The sequence below is a fragment of the Absicoccus intestinalis genome, assembly GCF_033971885.1.
Taxonomy (GTDB): domain Bacteria; phylum Bacillota_I; class Bacilli_A; order Erysipelotrichales; family Erysipelotrichaceae; genus Absicoccus; species Absicoccus intestinalis.
The window spans coordinates 1-21,915 of the sequence record NZ_JALBUS010000025.1; the positions used below are offsets into that span (position 1 = coordinate 1).

25 protein-coding genes are annotated in these 21,915 nt (G+C 38.0%); 21 read left to right on the forward strand and 4 right to left on the reverse strand.

From position 1 onward, the window contains the following. Positions 1 to 230 precede the first annotated feature (230 nt). Complete coding sequence (locus MOZ64_RS10915) at positions 231 to 1,067, reverse strand: N-acetylmuramoyl-L-alanine amidase (RefSeq protein ID WP_320326585.1); 837 nt, start codon at positions 1,065 to 1,067, stop codon at positions 231 to 233. 23 nt (positions 1,068 to 1,090) lie between these two features. Continuing rightward, complete coding sequence (locus MOZ64_RS10920; RefSeq protein WP_320326586.1) at positions 1,091 to 1,714, reverse strand: YggS family pyridoxal phosphate-dependent enzyme; 624 nt, start codon at positions 1,712 to 1,714, stop codon at positions 1,091 to 1,093. A gap of 71 nt (positions 1,715 to 1,785) precedes the next feature. Between MOZ64_RS10920 and MOZ64_RS10925 the strand changes: the two genes are divergently transcribed. The 14 genes from MOZ64_RS10925 (at position 1,786) to purH (ending at position 15,748) form a co-directional block, all read left to right on the forward strand. Next, on the forward strand, positions 1,786 to 2,340 hold the full coding sequence (locus tag MOZ64_RS10925; protein ID WP_320326587.1) for an isochorismatase family protein: 555 nt from the start codon (positions 1,786 to 1,788) through the stop codon (positions 2,338 to 2,340). Continuing rightward, a complete protein-coding gene (locus MOZ64_RS10930; protein ID WP_320326588.1) occupies positions 2,316 to 3,050 on the forward strand; it encodes a CPBP family intramembrane glutamic endopeptidase in 735 nt (244 codons plus the stop codon). Before MOZ64_RS10925 ends, MOZ64_RS10930 begins: the two co-directional genes overlap by 25 nt. Before the next feature lie 20 nt (positions 3,051 to 3,070). Continuing rightward, entirely contained in the window at positions 3,071 to 3,838 is a 768-nt protein-coding gene (locus tag MOZ64_RS10935) for a DUF6429 family protein (RefSeq protein ID WP_320326589.1), read from the forward strand. A gap of 124 nt (positions 3,839 to 3,962) precedes the next feature. Next, the gene (locus tag MOZ64_RS10940) at positions 3,963 to 4,292 is read left to right on the forward strand and encodes a hypothetical protein (RefSeq protein ID WP_320326590.1); all 330 of its coding nucleotides are present in this window, start codon (positions 3,963 to 3,965) and stop codon (positions 4,290 to 4,292) included. Positions 4,293 to 4,401: 109 nt separating this feature from the next. Then, entirely contained in the window at positions 4,402 to 4,752 is a 351-nt protein-coding gene (gene nrdI / locus MOZ64_RS10945; protein ID WP_320326591.1) for a class Ib ribonucleoside-diphosphate reductase assembly flavoprotein NrdI, read from the forward strand. Positions 4,753 to 4,894: 142 nt separating this feature from the next. Further along, positions 4,895 to 5,527 (forward strand): dTMP kinase, encoded by a 633-nt coding sequence (tmk, locus tag MOZ64_RS10950; protein ID WP_320326592.1) that lies wholly within the window; start codon positions 4,895 to 4,897, stop codon positions 5,525 to 5,527. Next, complete coding sequence (locus tag MOZ64_RS10955; RefSeq protein WP_320326593.1) at positions 5,514 to 6,512, forward strand: DNA polymerase III delta subunit-related protein; 999 nt, start codon at positions 5,514 to 5,516, stop codon at positions 6,510 to 6,512. Before tmk ends, MOZ64_RS10955 begins: the two co-directional genes overlap by 14 nt. Further along, complete coding sequence (gene ricT, locus MOZ64_RS10960; RefSeq protein WP_320326594.1) at positions 6,499 to 7,344, forward strand: regulatory iron-sulfur-containing complex subunit RicT; 846 nt, start codon at positions 6,499 to 6,501, stop codon at positions 7,342 to 7,344. Before MOZ64_RS10955 ends, ricT begins: the two co-directional genes overlap by 14 nt. Continuing rightward, on the forward strand, positions 7,334 to 8,179 hold the full coding sequence (gene rsmI, locus MOZ64_RS10965) for a 16S rRNA (cytidine(1402)-2'-O)-methyltransferase (RefSeq protein ID WP_441293716.1): 846 nt from the start codon (positions 7,334 to 7,336) through the stop codon (positions 8,177 to 8,179). Before ricT ends, rsmI begins: the two co-directional genes overlap by 11 nt. Before the next feature lie 232 nt (positions 8,180 to 8,411). Then, complete coding sequence (gene purE / locus MOZ64_RS10970; RefSeq protein ID WP_320326595.1) at positions 8,412 to 8,897, forward strand: 5-(carboxyamino)imidazole ribonucleotide mutase; 486 nt, start codon at positions 8,412 to 8,414, stop codon at positions 8,895 to 8,897. A gap of 8 nt (positions 8,898 to 8,905) precedes the next feature. Then, the gene (locus MOZ64_RS10975) at positions 8,906 to 12,595 is read left to right on the forward strand and encodes a phosphoribosylformylglycinamidine synthase (RefSeq protein WP_320326596.1); all 3,690 of its coding nucleotides are present in this window, start codon (positions 8,906 to 8,908) and stop codon (positions 12,593 to 12,595) included. An 11-nt stretch (positions 12,596 to 12,606) separates the two neighbouring features. Beyond that, on the forward strand, positions 12,607 to 13,635 hold the full coding sequence (gene purM / locus MOZ64_RS10980) for a phosphoribosylformylglycinamidine cyclo-ligase (RefSeq protein WP_320326597.1): 1,029 nt from the start codon (positions 12,607 to 12,609) through the stop codon (positions 13,633 to 13,635). Next, positions 13,632 to 14,219 carry a phosphoribosylglycinamide formyltransferase gene (purN, locus tag MOZ64_RS10985; protein ID WP_320326598.1) on the forward strand — a complete coding sequence of 196 codons (588 nt, stop codon included), beginning with the start codon at positions 13,632 to 13,634 and terminating at the stop codon, positions 14,217 to 14,219. Before purM ends, purN begins: the two co-directional genes overlap by 4 nt. Then, positions 14,216 to 15,748 (forward strand): bifunctional phosphoribosylaminoimidazolecarboxamide formyltransferase/IMP cyclohydrolase, encoded by a 1,533-nt coding sequence (purH, locus tag MOZ64_RS10990; protein ID WP_320326599.1) that lies wholly within the window; start codon positions 14,216 to 14,218, stop codon positions 15,746 to 15,748. Before purN ends, purH begins: the two co-directional genes overlap by 4 nt. Positions 15,749 to 15,861: 113 nt before the next feature. Here the strand turns inward: purH and MOZ64_RS10995 are convergent, their stop codons facing one another. Next, positions 15,862 to 16,470 carry a TetR/AcrR family transcriptional regulator gene (locus MOZ64_RS10995; protein WP_320326600.1) on the reverse strand — a complete coding sequence of 203 codons (609 nt, stop codon included), beginning with the start codon at positions 16,468 to 16,470 and terminating at the stop codon, positions 15,862 to 15,864. Between the two features lie 121 nt (positions 16,471 to 16,591). Between MOZ64_RS10995 and MOZ64_RS11000 the strand changes: the two genes are divergently transcribed. Genes MOZ64_RS11000 through MOZ64_RS11010 form a run of 3 tightly spaced genes read left to right on the forward strand, consistent with a single transcriptional unit; the run spans position 16,592 to position 18,542 of the window. Beyond that, entirely contained in the window at positions 16,592 to 17,446 is an 855-nt protein-coding gene (locus tag MOZ64_RS11000) for a DegV family protein (RefSeq protein WP_320326601.1), read from the forward strand. A 2-nt stretch (positions 17,447 to 17,448) separates the two neighbouring features. After that, positions 17,449 to 18,198, forward strand: a complete 750-nt coding sequence (locus MOZ64_RS11005) for an exodeoxyribonuclease III (RefSeq protein WP_320326602.1) — start codon at positions 17,449 to 17,451, stop codon at positions 18,196 to 18,198. Then, positions 18,198 to 18,542 carry a zinc-ribbon domain-containing protein gene (locus tag MOZ64_RS11010; RefSeq protein WP_320326603.1) on the forward strand — a complete coding sequence of 115 codons (345 nt, stop codon included), beginning with the start codon at positions 18,198 to 18,200 and terminating at the stop codon, positions 18,540 to 18,542. Before MOZ64_RS11005 ends, MOZ64_RS11010 begins: the two co-directional genes overlap by 1 nt. Before the next feature lie 11 nt (positions 18,543 to 18,553). Here MOZ64_RS11010 and mscL read toward each other — a convergent pair whose 3' ends face one another. Next, positions 18,554 to 18,949, reverse strand: a complete 396-nt coding sequence (gene mscL / locus MOZ64_RS11015) for a large-conductance mechanosensitive channel protein MscL (protein WP_320326604.1) — start codon at positions 18,947 to 18,949, stop codon at positions 18,554 to 18,556. Between the two features lie 86 nt (positions 18,950 to 19,035). On the opposite strand from mscL, the gene MOZ64_RS11020 reads away from it, so the two are divergent. The 4 genes from MOZ64_RS11020 to MOZ64_RS11035 are packed head-to-tail and all read left to right on the forward strand — an operon-like array spanning position 19,036 to position 21,726. Further along, positions 19,036 to 19,458, forward strand: a complete 423-nt coding sequence (locus MOZ64_RS11020; protein WP_320326605.1) for a hypothetical protein — start codon at positions 19,036 to 19,038, stop codon at positions 19,456 to 19,458. 33 nt (positions 19,459 to 19,491) lie between these two features. Continuing rightward, positions 19,492 to 19,851 (forward strand): SseB family protein, encoded by a 360-nt coding sequence (locus MOZ64_RS11025; RefSeq protein ID WP_320326606.1) that lies wholly within the window; start codon positions 19,492 to 19,494, stop codon positions 19,849 to 19,851. 1 nt (position 19,852) lies between these two features. Continuing rightward, positions 19,853 to 20,836 (forward strand): hypothetical protein, encoded by a 984-nt coding sequence (locus MOZ64_RS11030; RefSeq protein WP_320326607.1) that lies wholly within the window; start codon positions 19,853 to 19,855, stop codon positions 20,834 to 20,836. Positions 20,837 to 20,886: 50 nt separating this feature from the next. Further along, entirely contained in the window at positions 20,887 to 21,726 is an 840-nt protein-coding gene (locus MOZ64_RS11035) for a GNAT family protein (protein ID WP_320326608.1), read from the forward strand. The last annotated feature ends 189 nt before the right edge of the window (positions 21,727 to 21,915 follow it).

Here is a 21,915-nt window from a genome sequence, read left to right on the forward strand (position 1 = left end):
TGAATATATACAAAACCAACTTGTCGAAGACAAGTTGGCAGATGAATTGAATTTAAAAGAATATATTGACCCGTTTACGGGTGAACGGGTCAAAGCAAGCGATTTACCACGCCTCTTTTAGAGGCAGTATGTAACGGGGTTGCGACTGGCGAGGTTTCAATGGTCGAAGGACCTGCGCAACAACAGGCCCTTATAGGGCATTCAATACCACTAATTTTTATTAGTGGTTTTTATTTTGAATCATGTTTTAAAATATAGTCATGATATGCCTTAGCAGCGGCTTTGGCGATCTTATTGATATTTTTTGTTTTCTGCAAAGCCTTCGCCTGATCAAGATTCGATCCATAGCCCACTTCATAAAGCATGGACGGTCGATTTTTCTGTTCTGTGATCACATATAATGGATAGGTAGATACATCTTGTATCGAATAATCATAATTCCAACCAGCTTTTTTTAAGTTCGTATGAATTTTTTTAGCAATGGCCGTACTTACCGCATCGTTTCCACGAACATAAAAACTATAGGAATTTAAAGAACTATCATCTATATTGGAATCTACATGAAAAGAAATAAAGTAATCGGCATTTGCTTTATCGGCAATTTTTACCCGGTCTTTTAGATCTTCTACTTCATCTTCTGGCCAAGAAATCGTATCACTTGTTCTTGTATATACAATTTTGATGTTTGGATTCATTTGTTTTAAATATTTTCCAAACGTTTTCGCATACTTCAACGTAACATCTTTTTCACTCGTTCCATCGGCCATGATATTTCCACCATCATAGCCACCATGACCTGGATCGACACAAACGGTTACGGCTGGATAGTTGCTGGTATCCGTTGTGGTCGTTGTTTTTTTGGTGGTTGTTGGGGCAGGCGTCAGCAAATGGACAACCAAGGAAACAATTGCCCAAAGAATGAGTACCGATCCACCCAGCACGATCAATCGATTGCGAATACGACGTCGGCGTAACGATTTCTTTCGTTTCGCATACCGAATTTGTTGTTGACGAGTTGTTGGTTTATGCGTAACTCTTTTTACTTTTTTATTTGGAGCATTCGACATAGGCTAATCATATCAAAAAAGTATTAAGATTGAAACAGGGCAGTTCCAATTCGTACTTGGTTGGATCCATGGGCAAGGGCCAATCGCCAATCATGTGACATTCCCATTGATAATGTATCCATTTGTGGATACTTCGCTTTTGCTTGATCATATAGGGCTTTCATCTCATCAAATTCTTTGGCATTGAGCGCTTCATCATCGGTATGAGTGGCAATACACATTAACCCTTTTACACAAATATGATCAAAAGATTCCAATTCTTTTAAGAAATCCATCGCTCCCTCAATGGGATATCCAGTTTTATTTTCATCCGTTTTGGTGACTTTTAATTCCACCAAAACATCTTGTACGATTCCTAATTTTGTAGCTTGTTTATTGATTTCTTTGGCTAATTTTAACGAATCCACACTCTCGATCATATCCACTTTACCGACGACATATTTCACTTTATTCGTTTGCAGATGACCAATGATATGCCAATGATAGTTTGGATCGTATTTTGTCAAAAATTCTTGAACACGATTTTCACCAAAAGTAGAAAGACCAAGCGCATGCAATTGATCCACTTCGGCTTTTGTATGCTTCTTTGTGACAGCAACGACACGAATATTTTTATCTAATAATTCTTTAATGAGTGATTCATTCATAGGGCACCTCCATCGATAAAAAGTATAGTCCATTTTAAGTCTCAGAACAAATTTATGATATAGTTAGAACTATGAAAACATGTTTATTGATCATTGACCAACAAAGAGGAAATCGCGAATTAGATTTATTATATGATGATATTCAAGCCAATCAGACCATTCAATCCGCAATGGATCTTGCCCAGACCCAATGGTTTGACCAAGTGTATGCTTGTGGTTTTATCAATCCAAGCCAAAGCGTTTGGCAAGAAAAAATGCATTGGTATGGTTTATCAAAAGAAGCCTCTTATTTGATCGATCCACAAATTCAACAAATAGCGGATCAAGAATTCTATCATTCCTCTTATTTTCCTATCACAAAAGAATTATCACAATTTTTAGAATGGAAAAATATAGAACGAGTATTGGTTTGTGGCATGGAAACCGATTGTTGTGTTTTATTTGGAGCCTGCCAATTATTTGAAATGGGCTATGATATAGCTGTAGCAGGCTATGCCTGTGCATCTTCTACCGGTCTAAAAAGTCATCAAGCAGGACTTACATCGATTTCTCATCGTTTGCCAAAAGATGCTTTATTGATGAATCAAAATGAGGTTGAACAATGGATCAAGAAAGAAAAGAAATAATTTATGCGCTGTGTATAGCTGGATGCATGGCCCTTTTTTATATTTCCGGTATTCCCTTTAAAACTATGAAAATGCCTATGTTAGATCTGAAACCAGATACGATAGGTTTATGCGTACAAGCTCTTGTCGTGTGGATCATAGGCCTTGGATCGACCCATTTCCTATGTCCTCATTTTTCTTTATACAAACATACGCATCATGCATATTATGGGATCTCCATATTATGTTTGTTTTTGATTCCCTTTCTTTCAATCTATGTGGGACTCTATCCACTCCAAGGACATCCATCCGGTATGAAAATAGCGATGGAAGGACTGTTTTACTATGTTTGTGTTGGTTTGATCGAAGAATTTTTTTGTCGTGGCTTGATCCTTCAATCGATACAAAAAGGCACAAATAATGATGGGTTTGCGATTGGATCTTCAGCTTTGATTTATGGTCTTCTTCATATACCGGGTATGATTGGACAAGCACCCATCGTGATCCTGATGCGAACCATCTGGAGTATGGGATTGGGTTTATATTTTGGATCTATCTATGTAAAGACACGATCATTGGGATATGTATCCTTGATTCATATGATTGCGGATTGGGCAGCGATTCCCTTTGTCTTTTCCGAATTATCCTATTATCCCGGACAAAGTGCAGCCATTATCTTTTTAACCTATATTGCACTAGGATGTTATGGCCTTGTAGTCGTATCCTCATAATATATATATATAATAAGAATATGAAAAAACATATAAAATCATATGAACGATCCATCGAAGAATTATCTTTGATGATGTTGTATCTCACCAGATGGCACAAGAACCAGGATATTTTTACATATAGTTGGGCCAATACGAATTATGCCACATTGGAAACCCTAGAGAAAAAAGGATGGATCTGTCATTGGAAAAAAAGTAAATATGTTCGAATCACAAAGGCAGGAAAGGAAAAAGCCCAATCTTTATTAGAAGAATATGCATTATCCGATCAAGAGCCTTTTGAATCCTATCGATTCCGTCATGCTACGATACCAGATGCACAACAGATCGCACAATTGGAAGCTATGTGTTTTCCACCCGAACAAGCTTGTTCCCTCGAATCGATCCAAGCCAAACTAAATGTAGCAAGTGATTATTTTATTGTTGCTGAAAAAAAAGAAACACATCAAATCGTTGGATATATTGGTGGCATGGCAACAAACGCAACAAAGTTTTCCGATGCATTTTTTATCCATGCCCATCATGATCCAAAAGGAAAAAATATCATGTTGATTGGCTTGGCGGTTCTCCCTGCCCATCGCCATCAGCGGATCGCCTATGAACTCATGATGGAAATGTTGTCACAAATGGCAGAAAAAGGAAGGTATACCGTCTATCTAACTTGTTTGGAAAATAAAGTGAAGTTTTATAAAAAGATGGGATTTTCCGATTTGGGCCTATCCGCTTCTTGTTGGGGTGATACCCAATGGCATGAAATGCGTCTGGTATTCAAGAAAAGGGAGGATTGAAAATGATATGATCCTTTTATTTGGTGTCTCTAATGTAGGGAAAACAACAACGGGAGAAATATTAGCTGAGTGACTTGGCTATACATTTTATGATCTTGATGAGGAAATCAAAGCGGAATTGCATATGACGCTGGAAGAGTTTGTGCATACAGAAAATCTTAGATGGCGAGATCATCAACGTGGTAATATACTTTCGATCGAGCTGTATGATACACCTGAAAATATCTCTTCCCAGTTGGTATTCAGTGATGAAAATGACAATATTTATAAAGATGACGAGTATAAAAATGCGCACCGAGAGCATTATCTGAAAGATATACAAGAAGATTTGTACTGGTATGGCCAAATTTATGATGAAATGGGTATCCATGATTATATAATCGTAGATAATAAGCCACAGAAAGAAGTAGCGGAACAAATCATTTCTCAATTTAATTTACTCGTTCATGATTGAAATTGAGTGTTTCATACGCTGCAAGTGAAGATAAAAAAGAAGGTTGACATCTTAGTTAGTCTATGATAACTTATAGACAGTTAGATAAAACTAACAAGGAGGTTACCCGATGAAGTATGTTTATGCATCACGTACAGGTAATGTCGAAAGTCTGATTCAAAAGTTAGGATTGGATGCACAACGCATCGATTCAGGATCTGAAACTTGCGATGACGATTATGTATTATTTACATATACAGACGGCTATGGCGATATCCCAATGGAAGTGGATTCCTTCTTGATGGCAAATTCCAATCATTTAACTGGAGTTGTTGTCTCTGGATCCCGTGATTATGGCGATGCCTATTGCCAAGCCGGCGACAAGATTGCCGATATGTACGATGTTCCAGTTCTTTATAAAGTAGAGAATGATGGAACTGATGAAGATGTAACAGCCTTAAAAGCGGCGTTAGATCTTTGATCATTATAGTCACAGAATAGTCCATAAAATTTCCTCTCACTCGATGATTGCACCAAATCATCGAACCTTAATCTTCTGTGGACAAATCGAAAAGGCCAAGGAATTTCACCCATCCTTGGTCTTTTCTGTTATAATGGGCAATATGAAAAAAGGCGTATTTATCACATTTGAAGGCAATGATGGCGCAGGCAAGACAACGGTTTGTCAAGCCGTTTATCAAAAGCTACAAAAACAAGGATATGATGTTTTATATACACGCGAACCAGGCGGTTCACAAATTGCAGAAAAGATACGTGATATCTTATTGGACACCAAAAATGGTGCTATGGATCCGCGTACCGAAGCTTTGTTGTATGCAGCAAGTCGCCGACAACATCTAGTTGAAAAAGTATTACCGGCATTAAAAAATAAACAAATTGTTTTATGTGATCGTTTTATCGATTCCAGTTTGGCTTATCAAGGCTATGCACGAAAGATTGGAATGACATCCATTTGGTCCATCAATCAATTTGCGATTGATGGTCATATGCCCGATCGTACGATTTTCTTATCGGTTTCAACAAAAACGGGACAAAAACGTATGGATATGCGTGGTGAAAAAAATCGTTTGGATCTAGAAGCCAATGATTTTCATCAAGCCGTTCGGCAAGGCTATGAGATATTGTGTGAACAATATAAAGATCGCATTGTTGTGATTGATGCCGAACCCGAACTTTCGATCGTCATTGATCAAACCATGAAATCTGTCCTAGAGGTTGTCCATGCCAATGAATAAAGAACAATTGAAAAAAAATCAACCCATTGTATATCGTACCTTATCCAATGCGTTACAAAAAAATCGTTTGGCTCATGCGTACTTATTTTCAGGGCCAAAAGGGTCTCCGAAAAAAGAAGTCGCTTTATTATTGGCACAAAGTATTGCTTGTACCCATCGGGATGCAGATGGATTTGCCTGCCAAACTTGTGATTGTTGTCGACGCATTGCGAATGAAGAATCCATTGATTTTTTTTGGAAACACGGAATTGATCATAAAAAAGTAGTAAAGGATCCGTTTTCAAAACAAGCCAAAACAATCATTTCCAGTCGTATCAAAAAAACCGATATTGTAGAACTCCAATCTTTTTTTGAAGCAACCAGTGCAGAAAAAGATAACAGTCGCGTTTATATATTAGAAGATTATGATCAAGCAACGCCAGAAGCTTCCAATAGTTTATTGAAGTTTCTAGAAGAACCCCAACCAGGAATTTATGGTATTCTAGTAGCAGACGAGGTAAATAATGTTTTACCAACGATTCAATCTCGTTGTCAATCTATCGTGTTTCGTCCGCCATCGATCGATGATCTATATGACGCATTAAAAGAGGAAATTGACGATGAAAAAGCGAATATGTTAGCGCATAGTGGCTATATGTATGAGCAAGCTATCGAAATCGCGAACGATTCACAATTTGAAATCATCGAACAAGCCGCAAAGAATTATCGAGAACATTGGCAAAGTTGGCAAGCCATTGTGGATATGCAAACGCAAATTTTTGTTCCCAAAAGTCCATTGTGTGATAAGACCTGGATTCGCATTTGGATCCAATGGCTACTCTTTTTCATTAAGAAAGATAAGACACTTTCCTTAACTACTCGGGTGGACTTGGAATTGATTCTTGTGGAAGCGATAGATACATTACGCATACCTGTTGATCTAGGTTTGTTTTTAGATCGCGTGTATGCGCAAATACGAAAGGTTGTGCAAAATGAAAGAAGATAAAGAAAGAAGGAGCAATCCTCGTTATAAATTTTTAATATATATTCAGTTTGATCATTCGGCCAAACAATACAGTTTTGGAGCTCGGACCGACTATCATAAAGGACAAAAAGTGGTTGTTGAAACTGTGCGGGGCAAAGAATTAGGAACCGTATGTGCACCAAGCGTGCCTTTTGATCCCCAAAAAACAAAGGGAGACATCAAGCCTGTCATTCGTTTGGCGACCAAATATGATGAGATCCAAAAAGTAGAAAATGAAGAAGCTGCTGAAAAAGCCATCAAAATTTGTCGGCAATGCATTGAAAACCTAGACTTAGACATGCATTTGATCAATGGTGAATATACATTGGATCGTGCCAAAGTCATTTTTACCTATGTCGCTGATCAACGTGTGGACTTTCGTCAATTATTAAAAGATTTAGCTAGTCAACTTCATTGTCGAATTGAATTGCGACAAGTAGGACCGCGAAATAAAGCAAAAATGATTGGTGGACTGGGAAATTGTGGAATGGAAACCTGTTGTTCTCGGTTCTTGAACGATTTTCAAACGGTATCGATCAATATGGCAAAAAACCAATTATTAGCGTTAAATATTTCTAAATTAAGTGGCCAATGCGGCAAGTTAATGTGTTGTTTGCGTTATGAAAACGACGAATATACCAACATGCGTAAAGGTTTGCCAAAGATTAATTCCAGGATCCAATTTGAAGGGAATACCTATAAGATTACGAGCATGAATGTGATTCAAAAAACCGCAAAATTAGAGAATCGGGAAGAAGTTCGTTTTGTGACATTTAAAGAATTATGGCCAGACAAGGATTTTGATGATGATTAGACAAAAAAGCTTTGCCTTTCAAAGACCCACTGTATATTTGGTACCCACACCCATTGGAAATTTAACGGAAATGGCACCCCGCGCCTTGGATATCCTCAATCAAGTGGATGTCATAGCGGCAGAAGATACCCGAAATACTCGAAAATTGTTAATGCACTATTCCATTCATAAACCGCTTTTTGCTTGTCATGAACACAATCAACAAGTTGCCATTCCTCAAGTACTAGATGCCATTGCATCCAATCAATCGGTTGCTCTTGTATCGGATGCAGGATATCCACTCTTATCCGATCCAGGACAACATTTGGTTGAAACTTTGATCCAAAAAGAAATCCCTGTGGTATCGATTTCAGGTCCCAATGCCGCCTTGGACGCCTTGGTTGCGAGTGGACTTCCCTGTTATCACTATATGTTTTATGGCTTTTTAGATAATAAACACAATAAACGCATCCAGGAATTAGAAACCATAAAAACGTTTCCTTATACCATGCTTTTTTATGAAGCTCCACATCGGATCCAAGCAACATTGACCGATATGCTTGCAGTATTTGGGAATCGTAAAATGGTCCTGGCTCGCGAATTGACCAAATTACATGAAGAATATCTACGAGGAACGATTTCGGAAATTCTTGAAGTATGTGAGGAACTAAAAGGCGAAATGGTCATTGTGATGGCTGGCAACCAAAAAGAAGAAAGTTTTGATCTTGATCAAGCTATCGAACGAGTGATCGAGTTATCGAAGACCCTGAAATTGAAAGAAGCCTGTAAAGAAGTCGCGAAAGAAACGGGCGCTTCAAAAAATCTTTTGTACCAAGAAGCTTTAAAGCGAAAATAAGAGTAGAAATTGACCCAATTTCTACTTTTTTTATGAGGAAGGAATACGAATAATGGCATTGGTAAAAAGAAGTCATAGACGTTGGTGCCAATTTCATGTAAAATAATGGTGCATAGAAGTTTTGGAGGTCTAACTTATGGTCTTAAGTAGATTCACAAAAATGTATGATAAAGCTGTCATAGTGCGCCATTTTTAGGTGCGCTTTTTTTTGTATGAAAAAGGAGGAAAAACGATGTCAAAGAAAGTTTTAATTGTGATGGGATCCCGTTCGGATCTACCAGCTATGGAAGGATGTATGAAACAATTGGATGAATTTGGGATGGAATATCAAGTTCGTGTATTGAGTGCACATCGTACACCAGAAGCGGTATTAAAAGTGTCTAGTGAAGCCAAAGAAAAAGGTTTTGGTGTGATTATTGCAGCTGCCGGTGGAGCCGCTCATCTAGCCGGTGTGATTGCGAGCTCAACACCATTGCCGGTCATTGGTATTCCAATCCAGACATCGGCTTTAGGCGGTATGGACTCTTTATTATCCACCGTACAAATGCCAAGTGGCGTACCTGTTGCGACCGTTGCGATTGGTAAAGCAGGACCCAAAAATGCAGCTATCTTAGCTTGCCAAATGATTGGGATTGGTGATGAACAAGTCCAACAAAAAATCATTGATTTTAAAAAAGCCCAAGCCGATAAAGTTTTGGCCGATTCAGTCGTAGAATAGGAGACTATATGGATACAAGATTCTTTGTTCAAAAGAAAGAACAATTTCGCACCGAAGGAAGATCATTGACCAATGAATTAAGAGATTCATTGGGATTATCAGATGATTTTTCTTTATCTCGCTACAATATCTATGATGTATTTAATGCCGACCATCAAGATATTGAATTGTTGAAAAAAGAGGTATGTAGTGAAGTGGTCACCGATTCTGTGTATGATCACGTGGATCTAGAAGGCAAGATCTATTTGGCCTATGAATATTTACCTGGACAATATGATCAACGTGCCGATAGCGCGATGCAATGTTTGATGCTTTTAAACAATAAACAAACTGTTCGGATCCATTCTGGAACTTTGTTGGTTTTTGAAAATGTCAAAGCCGATCAATTAGCTGCCATTGAACACTATTTGATCAACCCTGTTGAAGCACGAAAAAAAGATCTAGCCATATTGGAAGATGATCTAGACATTACCGTCAAAGACGTTCCCGTATTGACCGGGTTCAATACGATGGATCCAAAAGCATTGTCCGATTATCGTGAAGAATTGGGTTTAGCCATGTCCCAAGAAGATATCGAATTTGTACAAAATTATTTTAAAGATACGGAACAACGAGAACCAACCATGACTGAAATCCGCGTTTTAGATACCTATTGGTCCGATCATTGTCGACACACGACATTTGAAACCGTATTAGAAAAAGTCGATTTTCAATTGGATACATTTGCCGAGCAACTCCAAGCAAGTTATGAACGATATTTAAAACTGAGAGAAGACCTAAACCGTACACATAAAGAACAAACCCTTATGGATATGGCCACCATTGGCGGTAAATATTTGCGGAAACAAGGCAAATTGGAAAATCTAGAAGTGAGTGATGAAATCAATGCTTGTTCCATTGAGATCAAAGTCGATGTGGATGGCAAAGATGAAGATTGGTTATTGATGTTTAAAAATGAAACCCATAACCATCCAACAGAAATTGAGCCATTTGGTGGTGCAGCCACCTGTATTGGTGGTGCCATTCGTGATCCATTGAGTGGACGTAGCTATATTTATCAAGCCATGCGTATTACAGGTGCAGGAGACATCACCAAACCCATCAGTGAAACGATGGAACATAAATTACCACAATCGAAGATTTCTACCGAAGCTGCACATGGTTATTCCAGCTATGGCAACCAGATTGGTTTGGCAACCACCTATGTAGAAGAAATCTATGATGAAGGTTATGTAGCCAAACGTATGGAAGTCGGTGCCGTGGTCGGAGCGGCTCCCAAAGATCATGTCATTCGTGAACATGCCGAACCTGGTGATATCATCGTTTTATTAGGTGGAGCAACTGGTCGAGATGGAATTGGTGGTGCCACCGGTTCAAGTAAAGAACACAATGATACGTCCTTAGATAAATGTGCCAGTGAAGTACAAAAAGGAAATGCTTTGATTGAACGAAAGTTACAACGTTTATTCCGTAATCCGGAATGCACTCGATTGATCAAGATTTGTAACGATTTCGGCGCAGGTGGAGTATCCGTTGCGGTTGGTGAATTGGCTGATGGCCTCGACATCAACTTAGATGCTGTACCCGTAAAATATTTAGGCTTGGATGGTACCGAACTTGCCATTTCGGAATCTCAAGAACGAATGGCTGTTTGTATTGAAGCCAAAGACTTTGATCATTTTGTACAATTGGCCCATGAGGAAAACTTGGGTGCTGTCAAAGTCGCTGATGTAACGGATAAGAATCGTCTGGTCATGCGTTGGCGAGATCAAGTCATCGTCGATATGTCACGTGACTTCCTAAATACCAATGGTGTTCGTCAACATCAAAATGTAGAAGTCGTAAATAGTGAATACAATGTGGATCCGTTTGCCCCTTCCAATACAACTTTAACCGATGTGCTCCAAAGTCCAAATGTAGCTTCTCAAATCGGTTTGAGTGAAATGTTTGATGCATCCATCGGAAAAAGTACCGTGTTGATGCCTTGGGGCGGAAAATATCAATTGACCCAAGAAGAAGGTTCTGTACAAAAATTACCAGTACATGGTTTTACCAATACTTGTTCATTGATGACCTATGGATACGATCCAGATCTAAGCAAGTATTCACCGTATTTAGGTGCTCAATATAGTGTAGTGGAAGCCTTAGCACGATTGACTGCATTAGGCGCCGATTACTCGACCGCTCGTTTAAGCAACCAAGAATATTTTGAACATCTAAGTAAAGATAATCAGAAATGGGGCAATCCATTCCAAGCGTTATTGGGATTGATCGATGCCCAATTGGCCTTTGAAACACCTGCCATCGGTGGTAAAGATTCCATGTCAGGAACGTATAATGATATTCATGTACCACCAACCGTCATTACGTTTGCGGTTACCACAGCCAAGACCGATGACATTGTCAGTGCAGCTTTCAAGAAGGCAAGCAACTATGTCTATTTGATCAAACATCATCCAAGTACGAACAATGTACCAAATTATGAAGAATTAAAAGATAATTTCAATACGATCCATAAATACATGCATAATGGCAAGATCGTAAGTGCAGCTACCGTCAAATTCGGTGGCCTAGGAGCTACGCTTGCACGGATGAGTTTTGGTAATAAGATTGGGGTAGCCATTCAAACCAATGAAGATCTTTATGGATTTAATATTGGTTCGATCGTGGTGGAAACGACCGAAACCATTCAAGATCCACATTTCACTTTATTAGGAATGACAAAGGCAGAACCAGAAATCATCTTAAATGAAGAAAAGACAAAAATTAGTGATGCGATCGCAACATGGCAAAAACGCTACGATAAGATTTATCCAGCAACCACCGATCGTAAGGGAAAAGCGCTACAAACGCCATTGACCAATGTCGAATTATCACTATCTAAGAAAATTGTGGAAACACCAAAAGTTGTGATTCCGATTTTCCCAGGTCAGAACTGTGAATATGATACGACCCAACAATTTGAACGTGCTGGAGCAACGGTAACCCAAGTCGTCTTCAATAATATGAGTGTCGAGGACATTCAAGCAAGCATTGATAAATTGGCTAAAGAAATTGAAACTGCACAAATCTTAATGTTGGTAGGTGGTTTCTCAAGTGGTGATGAACCCGATGGATCGGGTAAATTCATCGCAACGGTATTAAAGAATCCAAAGATCAATGCAGCCGTGGAAAAGATGCGTGCAAACGAAGGATTGATCCTTGGTATTTGTAACGGATTCCAAGCTTTAATCAAATCGGGTCTATTACCATATGGTGATGTGAAGAAATTGGATGCACAAAATCCGACATTGTTCCGCAACAACATCAACCGCCATGTGAGTCATATTGCTCGTACGCGTGTAACCTCCAATAAATCGCCTTGGTTACAAGGATGTACACCAGGAAGCATGTATTCGATTGCGATGAGTCATGGTGAAGGAAAATTTGTAGCCAGTGAAAAAGTCATTGAAAAATTATTGGCAAATGGGCAAGTTGCTACGCAATATGTCAATGAATTTGGACATCCAACCATGAATGGAGTGGACAATATCAATGGTTCCACATTAGCTATTGAAGGAATCGTATCCGAAGATGGTCATATTTTTGGAAAGATGGGTCATAGTGAACGGTATGAACCAGGATTATTCCAAAATATTGACGGCAATAAAGTACAGAACATCTTTGCGAATGGTGTGCGATTCTTTACACATAAATAAGGAGAAGGAAAATGGCAGAAAAATATAAAGAGGCAGGCGTCAATCTAGAAGCGGGATACGAATCGGTACGTCGTATCCAATCGCATGTAGCTCGTACAAAAGTAAAAGGGGCCATGGATTCGATTGGTGCGTTTGGTGGTATGTTTGATTTGAGTGCTTACAATATCAAAGAACCTGTATTGGTTTCGGGTACGGATGGTGTCGGTACCAAATTGATGTTGGCCTTTGAAATGGATAAACACGATACCATTGGTATCGATGCTGTCGCAATGTGCGTTAATGATGTATTGGTACAAGGTGCACAACCTATTTATTTCTTAGATTATATTGCGGTTGGACAAAATAAACCGGCAGTGATCGAACAAATTGTCAAGGGTGTTGCGGATGGTTGCGTCCAATCCAATGCCGCATTGATTGGTGGTGAAACCGCAGAAATGCCGGATATGTATGACAAAGACCATTATGATCTGGCTGGATTCTGTGTTGGTGTTGTGGATAAATCCAAATTGAAAGATTCAAGAAATCTAAAAGTTGGGGATACCTTAATTGGTTTGCCTTCTACGGGTGTTCATTCCAATGGCTTTAGTTTGGTTCGTAAAGTATTATTCAAAGATGCACATTTAGATCCACATGCTACGTATGATGAATTGGATGGACAAGTTTTGGGTGATGTTCTTTTGACCCCAACAAAGATCTATGTCAAAGCAATCACTTCTTTGTTTGATGTGGTTGATATTCATGCGATGAGTCACATTACGGGTGGTGGTTTCTTTGAGAATATTCCACGCATGCTAAAAGATGGAATGGGTGTAGAAATCGATACAACATCATTCCCTCGCCCAAAGATTTTTGATTTCATTCAAAAAACAGGCAATATTGAGACCCAAGAAATGTACAATGTCTTTAATATGGGAATTGGCTTTATGATGGCAGTAGATCCAAGTGATGTCGATACTGTACAAGCCAAACTACAAGAAATGGGCGAACCATCCTATGTTGTGGGAAGCGTGACCGATTCAGGAAAGGTTGTCTTGAAATGATCAATATTGCCATCTTTGCTTCTGGATCCGGTACAAATTTTGAAGCAATCATGAAACACATTCAAGATGGTTCTTTGCCTGTTTCATGTCAATGCTTGATCGTTGATAAAAGTGATGCCTATTGTATTCAACGAGCTGAAAAATATAATGTGCAATCCTTTTTTGTGAATCCCAAACGATATGCTAATAAAGAGGAATATGAAACGATGATCTTGCATATTCTTCAAGATAAGAAAGTGGATCTGATCGTCTTAAGTGGATATATGCGATATATTGGAAAAGTTTTATTGGAAGCCTATCCAAACCGTATCATCAATATTCATCCTGCGTATTTACCGGAATTTCCAGGGGCTCATGCGATATTGGATGCTTTTGAAGCCCATGCGAAACAAACCGGTGTGACGGTTCATTATGTGGATGAAGGTGTCGATACAGGACCGATCATTCAACAACGTCGCTTAGATATTGATCCAAATTGGGATCTAGCCACGTTGGAAACGCATGTTCATGCGATTGAATATGATTTATTTTGGCGTGTGATCAAAGAAGTAGCAGAAAAAATAGAACAGGAGAAAAACGAATGAAAAGAGCATTAGTCAGTGTATCCGATAAGAGTGGTTTGATTTCTTTTGTACAAGGATTGGTCGATGCCGGTTATGAAATTATTTCTACGGGTGGAACGAAAAAAGCTTTGGAAGAAGCGGGTTTAAAACCTATTGGGATTTCCGAAGTTACTGGATTTCCTGAAATTTTGGATGGTCGAGTAAAAACTTTGCATCCAAAAGTACATGGTGGTTTGTTGTCGGTTCGCACCAATCCCGATCATATGAAACAAATCCAAGAATTAGGCATTGATCCCATCGATATGGTGGTCGTAAACTTGTATCCTTTTAAACAAACCGTTCAGAAACCAGGGGTATCCCACGAAGAAATCATTGAGAATATTGATATTGGTGGTCCATCGATGTTGCGTAGTGCGTCCAAAAATTATCAATCGGTTACCGTTGTTTGTGATCCTGCCGACTATGATAACGTATTAGAAGAAATCAAAGCAAATGGGGATACGACACCAGCAACAAGAGAGCGTTTAGCCGCCAAAGTCTTCCGTACCACGGCACAATACGATGCGATGATTGCTGAATATCTAACCAAGAAAACGGGCGAAGAATTCCCAGAAAAATTAACGATCACGTTTGATAAAGTACAGGATCTTCGTTATGGGGAAAATCCTCATCAAAAGGCAGCTTTCTATAAAGGTATGCAGCCACAATATTCTTTAGCGAATGCGAAACAGTTGCATGGAAAAGAGCTTTCCTACAACAATATTCAAGATGGGAATGCAGCCATTGAAATTTTAAAAGAATTCGATGGGCAACATGCCGCTGTTGGCTTGAAACATATGAATCCATGTGGCATTGGTCTAGGCAATACGATTGATGAAGCTTGGGATAAATGTTTTGAAGCTGATCCCGTTTCTATTTTTGGTGGAATTGTTGCCTTTAATGATGAAGTCAACGAAACGACAGCGGAGAAGTTATCCAAGATCTTCTTGGAAATCATCATTGCGCCTTCCTTCTCACAAGATGCATTAGATATCTTGACAAAGAAAAAGAATATTCGTCTGATGACTTTGGATGTAACCCAGAATGTACATAATACATTTAAGTATACCAATGTCAATGATGGTTTATTGGTACAAGAAATGGATATGAAACAAGTGAAGAAAGAAGATCTTCGTTGTGTGACTAATCGAAAACCAACCGAGGAAGAAATGGATCAATTGTTGTTTGCCTGGAAGGTTGTCAAACATGTCAAATCCAATGCCATTGTATTGGTCAAAGATAATATGACCATTGGTGTGGGTGCTGGTCAGATGAATCGTGTCGGCTCCGCTGAAATTGCAATCAAAGAAGCTGGTAAAAAAGCACAAGGATCCGTGATGTCGAGTGATGCGTTCTTCCCATTTAAAGATACAGTCCAAACAGCCATCGAAGCGGGTGTGACGGCAATCATTCAGCCAGGTGGATCCATTCGTGATCAAGAATCGATTGATGAATGCAATGCCCACAACATTGCGATGGTATTTACGGGTGTTCGTCATTTTAAACATTAATTTTTCTCATTTAAGTTAAAATTAAGGTAGCTCTACTATGATAAAACCATCAAGGAGCTACCTTGAATTTGTTTACTAGAAAATCCCTTTCTCTCTCTCAAAAATTATATTGCTTACTTTCTAGTAGACAAATGAATAGAAGGCGAAGATTCGTCTTCTTTTTTTTGTAGTGTTGACTGAATGCCATAAAAAGAAATCTGGTAAAGCAATTGATTGACTTCATCCAAAGACATTTTATCCGCGGAACGAAAATAATTGGTATATACAGCCAATAGACCCGAGGCAAAATAGGTGATGTACACTTCTTTTTCAACGGCTTTCATACCTAATTGTTCCGCATAAATATCTTTTAAATATGTAATGCATTCTTTTTCAAAAGGCGGCCAAAATAAATCATATAAAGCATCACTTGAAAAAAATTGGAACAGACGAAGATCACTTTGAATAAATTGATTGATGATCTTGAAGAGTTCTTTGGAGTCATAGGGATCTTGAAAAAAATGTTCGTCATTTAATTGAGAAAAAAGTTCAACAATTTTACGATGTGCAAAATCTTTTATGATATCTTCACAAGAGTTATAGTGTAAATAAAAGGTTTTACGATCGATATTGGCTTCTTTGGCAATACTGGTGATCGATATCCGTTTGCCTGGAGTGGCTTGAAGCAAACGAAAATAGGCCGATTCAATGGCTTGTTTGGTTTTGATGATTCGACGATCCATAGTCAACAATTCCTTTCTAAATGTGGAAAATTCCCCAATCTTTTTCAAATTGGGAATTGATTTTATAAATATTAGTAATAATAATACTCATATGTAGAAAAATCAACAAAGGAGGGCAACAATGAAAATTAAAGTTGTGATGGACAGTGGCGGTTTGATGAACAAACAAGAAGCCAATCAATTCGGAATTGATTATTTACCTCTACAAGTAAGGATCAATGATCAATCCTATCTGGATGGTGTTGATTTGGATCGGAACTTTCTTTATGATCAAATGGAAAAAGGGGCAAAAGTACAAACCAGTTTACCTCCATTAGGCCTTGTTGATGAACTATTTCAAGCATATAAAAATACCGGTGTGACCGATGTTCTTTTGATCACATTATCCAATGCCTTATCTTCAACCAATGAAAAAGTGCAATGGTTAGGAAAAGAACTTGGCTTACATATGCATACCTTAGATATCTATTCAACCCTTGGCATGGAAAAGTATATGGCCATATATGCCAAACGGATGGTCGATGAAGGCATGGAACCAGAAACGATCATTGCCCGTCTACAAGAAAGTGTTGATCGTTCTTGTGGGTATTTAATTGTGGAAGATTTGGATCATTTGGCCAAAGGTGGTCGTTTAACGCCTATGGCTGCAAAATTAGGCGGTATGTTGAAGATCAAACCTATTTTACGTGTATCCAAAGATACCCAGGGACGTGTGGATCTTTATGATAAAGTCCGAACGATGAAAAGAGCCATCAAAGAAGCTTGCGAAATCATCAGTAGAGATCCCCAATTGAATGCAGAAGACTATCAAGTGGTGATCATGGATTCGCGGGCACAAGGGTATGCACAATATGCCCAAGATATGTTAGAGTTATTGGTACCAGGAATCGAAATTGAACGGGATGATCTATGTCCGGTCATCAATTGTCATACAGGGATGGGTTCCGTTGGTATTCAATATATCTATAGGAGGTAATTGTGAAACTTATTTCTTGGAATGTGAATGGGATTCGTGCGGTCCTAAAAAAAGATTTTGTGGATATATTATATACGTTAGATGCAGATGTATTTTGTATTCAAGAAACCAAAGCACAACCCGATCAAATAGAAGTGGACTGCAAAGATCTATATCCTTATCAATATATGAATAGTGCCGAACGAAAAGGATATAGTGGCACGATGATCTTTTGTAAGAAAGAGCCACTATCGATCACATATGGAATGAATCAGCCAGCATACGATACGGAAGGACGTGTGATCACGATTGAGTATGCAGATTTTGACATAGTTACTGTGTATACACCCAATTCAGGAACAGGTCTAAAACGATTGGACTATCGAATGGAATGGGATCAAGTCTTTACCGATTATGTCACGCATTTAGAAAAACCCGTTATTATATGTGGAGACTTAAATGTGGCAAATGAAGAAATCGATATCAAAAATCCAAAGACAAATCATAAGAATGCAGGTTTTACAGATGAAGAAAGAAATAGCTTCAAAGCCAATTTGTTGAAACATTTCAAAGATAGTTATCGTACGTTATATCCAGATAAAGTCGAGTATTCTTGGTGGAGTTATCGGTTTCATGCACGGGAAAAAAATGCGGGATGGCGCATTGATTATTGGTTAGTTGATCCAAGACTTTGGGATGTAGTAGAAGATTCAAAGATCTTGACCGATATTTATGGTTCGGATCATTGCCCCATCGAATTGGATCTAAAGTAATGTTTTTCTTTTTTTCGATTTTACCTAAAACCAAAGATCTTGGATCCTATTGGATCGATTGCTTGGAAATGAATGCCCATGTCTATGTAACCTATCAAGAATTTGCGCTATTTCTGATACCACTCTTTCATTGGAAAAGAACCTATCATATCCAAACAGAGAATGGGGATATCTATTCATTGGATCCTGAAAAAGGCAAACAATTTGAAAAAGGAAAGGTTCCGATTACTTGGTCCGATCTAAAGAACATGCAAAAAGGAACTCGTGTTTGTCCCCATTGTGGAATGCCCATTGAAAAAGATTCCTATTCTTTTTGTCCTCATTGTGGAAAGCCGTTGTATTAAAAAAAGGAGTTTTAACTCCTTTTTTCATCTTTTAATAAATCCCTGATTTCTTTTAATGTTTCTAAGCTCTCATCGACTTCAGGGGCAGCCTCTTCTTTTACTGGTTTATGCATTTTTGCTATGGCTTTGATGGCACAGAAAATACATAGCGCAATGATCAAGAAATTAACAACGGACTGAATGAAATTACCAATTTTCAATGTTAGGCCAGTACCTGCATTGAGGGTGATCACCAATCCTGTAAAATCCAAACCACCGGTAATGGCACCGACAATGGGCATGATGACATCATTGACTAAACTGGTAACAATGGATGAAAAAGCACCACCAATAACGACACCAATTGCCATATCTAAGACATTGCCTTGCATGGCGAATTCTTTGAATTCTTCTAAAAACTTCTTCATTTTTTTCTCTCCTATATGACAATCATACCATGATTTAAAGAAAAAAAGTGTAAAAGGATGTATAATAAAGAAACAGGAGCATGCATATGAAAGATCAAATTACTTGTTCATCGAAGACTTCATCAAACTTATTATTGCCGTTGGTTATTTTTGTTTTAGCCATTTATTTTGGGTATAGTACAATTCAAGATTTGATGAAGGGTGTTGGCAGCAACAGCACAAACATCTTGTTTTTACTTGTTTATATTCTTATTTTTGCGGATAGTGTTCGTTTGTTGCTTGTGTATGCCAATCGTAAAATTATTGTGACAAAAGATAAAGTCATATATACTTCACCCACGAAAAAAACCGAGACATTGAATTGGGATGAAGTCAAAGTATATTCATTAGGAGACAATCGTATTTCTTTTGAATGGAAAGATAAAAGAGCCATCTTTTCTACCAAAGATGCCCATTATCATGATCTTGTTTTATTTCTACGGAAAAATGATCGATTAACAAATAATTAGTAGAGCCATCGGGCTCTTTTTTAAAGGAGACCTATGTCATCATTAATCAAACAAATCCAAGCCTATAGACAAAATCCAACGAAGACTCAGTTGGCGGATACATTAATTTTATTGTGTCAAAGTTCGTTGTGGATGCCTATGACCATATTGCCAAAAACTGGCATTAAAAAAGTACCGGATGAATTCCTTAAAGAAGATCGATCCTATATTCCTTTGTTTACGGATCGTAAAGAAATCAAAGATTCATACTATGATGAATTTTTTTGGGCACATGTGAAAATTGTAGATCTTGTGGATCAATACAAGGCCTTTGTGATCGATCCATTCACAACCAATTTTGTGATAGAACAAGACTTAGTCGATGTGATTCGCCAATCAAGAAAAGAGGGATAATATGTCATTTGATACCATAATGAAAACGATCCAGTCAGGATTAACCGGAAATAATAAAGAAGATATTGTCTATTTAAAAGAACAAATGCAGAAGTATAAGGATCATCCGATGCAGGAAGAAATCCATCGTGAAATTGGCAAGATGATCTATGATCGCTTGGATGCAAATCAGCAACAAGCCTATCAGGTTTCCATTGAAAAGGATCAAAAACAAATTGAACAAACATTAAAAGAAGTCAATTATTATCGCGAAAAGAAAGAATTGGATAAAGCAGTATCCATTATACGACCCATCATCAAAACTATGGAAAAAGAAACGCTTTTTAAAAATGATCAAATTCAAGATTATTTTTCTTTTCATGAACCCTTTGAACAAGCCTTATATATATATTTAGAAAAACCTAAAAAGAAAGTATCGACAACGCCGGTGATGTATAGTGATGTATATTATTTGTATGCTTCTTTATGGAAAGATAAAGGCGATCCATCTGCTTGTAAAGCGGCATTGGAAAAAGCTTTGGCATGGAATCCCATGTCCGCAAAAGTCCATTTTCTCTATATGAGTGAGATGAAAGATCTAGAAAAATATTTTGCGTATACAAAATTTTCATTCCAATATATGTTTCATCCTTGCGATTTAGCGCAATTGTATAAAAATTTCGCAGCCTATTATGAAAAGAAAAAACAACCCAATTATCAATATGGATGTTTGGGACTTAGCCTTCAATTTAAGGATGATGAAGAAGTAAAGAAACAAATGCAAGCCTTAGAAACACCAACGTTTGTACCGGCTACTTTAGAGGATCTAAAAAACGCAAATCTTCCTATTGGTGCGGATCAAACTGTAGTTGGTTTAGCTTATGGCTATGGCAAGACCTATTTTGAGAAAAAACAATTTGATCAAGCTCGATATTATCTACAAATTGCGTATGATCTGAGTCATGCGAAAGAAGTAAAAGACTTGATGGCGGAAATGAAAAATTGATTTTTAATAGAAAATAAGGTATATTTTTCTACAAATAGGGGGCTGTAAAAATGTTATTAAAAGTGTATAAAAATCAAGTACAATTGGTTGATGATAATGATGTAGTATTGGCACATTTAGATTTTACCAATGAAGACGGCGTATATCGAGTTGGTGATGTGGCCAAGAATACCCAAATTAGTCCAAAGGTTGAAAATAAAATGATGTCTTTGGCATTGGACAAGATTCGTAAGAATGGTGGTTTGGTCGTACCAACATCCACTTATGCGAAAGAATGGTTCAATAAGCATCCAGAAGATCGTGATTTGGTTGCGGCCGTAGAAAGTGTTGCACAAGAAACCGCAAGTATTCCACAAGAAACGGAAATTCAATTGGTGAAACAAGAACCTTCCAACAATCCACTACAAAATTTGAATACCGAAGAGATCAAGAAAAAAGGTGCCAAAGGTGCTTTAAAGATCTTATCGCGTTTGATGCAAGTAGTTTGTGCATTGTGTATGTTCGGTTCAGCTGTCTTGTTTGTGATGAATGCATTGAATTATACAGAATTTGTTCGTGTCATGATCACATCACAAGGACAAGATCATAAGATCTTCTTAGGTGGTATGGCTGCCTTTGTGGTATTCTGTGTCATCGAAGGTATTTGGACCTTAACAACAAAGAAAATGAAAGCTGGCGAAGAAGAATATCGTGTCGATACCGGTCGTGGTCTGATTGGTTTTATTCTAGTTGCTTTATCCTATCCAATCACACTCTATGTTGCGGGTATGTATGGTGAAGCCGGTGCATGGCAATGGGTCCAATACTTCATTACACCTATGCGATATATTCCTTTATTAGCTGTCATTGGTCTATTGTTGTGTATCTTGCGTAAATTGATCAATCGTTAGAGTTATAAGCTTGCTTATAACTCTTTTTTTATGCATGAAAAAAAGCACAGCAAGGCTGTGCTAGGTAAGCGTCAGATAAATCAGTGTCTATGATGTTATAAACAAAACCCGTTGTGAACAAACAGTTATTTGTATCATAACGGGTTTATTTACATATTGTCTTTATATCACTGCACCATGGCAGATAAT

Excerpts from the sequence above, each read along its gene's own strand:
- MOZ64_RS10925 (WP_320326587.1), top strand. The coding sequence starts at position 1,786 with ATGAAAACATGTTTATTGATCATTGACCAACAAAGAGGAAATCGCGAA.
- MOZ64_RS10995 (WP_320326600.1), bottom strand. The coding sequence starts at position 16,470 with ATGGATCGTCGAATCATCAAAACCAAACAAGCCATTGAATCGGCCTAT.
- rsmI (WP_441293716.1), top strand. The coding sequence starts at position 7,334 with ATGATGATTAGACAAAAAAGCTTTGCCTTTCAAAGACCCACTGTATAT.
- MOZ64_RS10940 (WP_320326590.1), top strand. The coding sequence starts at position 3,963 with ATGACGCTGGAAGAGTTTGTGCATACAGAAAATCTTAGATGGCGAGAT.
- MOZ64_RS11010 (WP_320326603.1), top strand. The coding sequence starts at position 18,198 with ATGTTTTTCTTTTTTTCGATTTTACCTAAAACCAAAGATCTTGGATCC.
- MOZ64_RS10930 (WP_320326588.1), top strand. The coding sequence starts at position 2,316 with ATGGATCAAGAAAGAAAAGAAATAATTTATGCGCTGTGTATAGCTGGA.
- MOZ64_RS11020 (WP_320326605.1), top strand. The coding sequence starts at position 19,036 with ATGAAAGATCAAATTACTTGTTCATCGAAGACTTCATCAAACTTATTA.
- MOZ64_RS10915 (WP_320326585.1), bottom strand. The coding sequence starts at position 1,067 with ATGTCGAATGCTCCAAATAAAAAAGTAAAAAGAGTTACGCATAAACCA.
- purN (WP_320326598.1), top strand. The coding sequence starts at position 13,632 with ATGATCAATATTGCCATCTTTGCTTCTGGATCCGGTACAAATTTTGAA.
- ricT (WP_320326594.1), top strand. The coding sequence starts at position 6,499 with ATGAAAGAAGATAAAGAAAGAAGGAGCAATCCTCGTTATAAATTTTTA.
- MOZ64_RS10975 (WP_320326596.1), top strand. The coding sequence starts at position 8,906 with ATGGATACAAGATTCTTTGTTCAAAAGAAAGAACAATTTCGCACCGAA.
- purH (WP_320326599.1), top strand. The coding sequence starts at position 14,216 with ATGAAAAGAGCATTAGTCAGTGTATCCGATAAGAGTGGTTTGATTTCT.
- MOZ64_RS10955 (WP_320326593.1), top strand. The coding sequence starts at position 5,514 with ATGCCAATGAATAAAGAACAATTGAAAAAAAATCAACCCATTGTATAT.
- MOZ64_RS10935 (WP_320326589.1), top strand. The coding sequence starts at position 3,071 with ATGAAAAAACATATAAAATCATATGAACGATCCATCGAAGAATTATCT.
- mscL (WP_320326604.1), bottom strand. The coding sequence starts at position 18,949 with ATGAAGAAGTTTTTAGAAGAATTCAAAGAATTCGCCATGCAAGGCAAT.
- MOZ64_RS11035 (WP_320326608.1), top strand. The coding sequence starts at position 20,887 with ATGTTATTAAAAGTGTATAAAAATCAAGTACAATTGGTTGATGATAAT.
- MOZ64_RS10920 (WP_320326586.1), bottom strand. The coding sequence starts at position 1,714 with ATGAATGAATCACTCATTAAAGAATTATTAGATAAAAATATTCGTGTC.
- purM (WP_320326597.1), top strand. The coding sequence starts at position 12,607 with ATGGCAGAAAAATATAAAGAGGCAGGCGTCAATCTAGAAGCGGGATAC.
- tmk (WP_320326592.1), top strand. The coding sequence starts at position 4,895 with ATGAAAAAAGGCGTATTTATCACATTTGAAGGCAATGATGGCGCAGGC.
- purE (WP_320326595.1), top strand. The coding sequence starts at position 8,412 with ATGTCAAAGAAAGTTTTAATTGTGATGGGATCCCGTTCGGATCTACCA.
- nrdI (WP_320326591.1), top strand. The coding sequence starts at position 4,402 with ATGAAGTATGTTTATGCATCACGTACAGGTAATGTCGAAAGTCTGATT.
- MOZ64_RS11025 (WP_320326606.1), top strand. The coding sequence starts at position 19,492 with ATGTCATCATTAATCAAACAAATCCAAGCCTATAGACAAAATCCAACG.
- MOZ64_RS11000 (WP_320326601.1), top strand. The coding sequence starts at position 16,592 with ATGAAAATTAAAGTTGTGATGGACAGTGGCGGTTTGATGAACAAACAA.
- MOZ64_RS11030 (WP_320326607.1), top strand. The coding sequence starts at position 19,853 with ATGTCATTTGATACCATAATGAAAACGATCCAGTCAGGATTAACCGGA.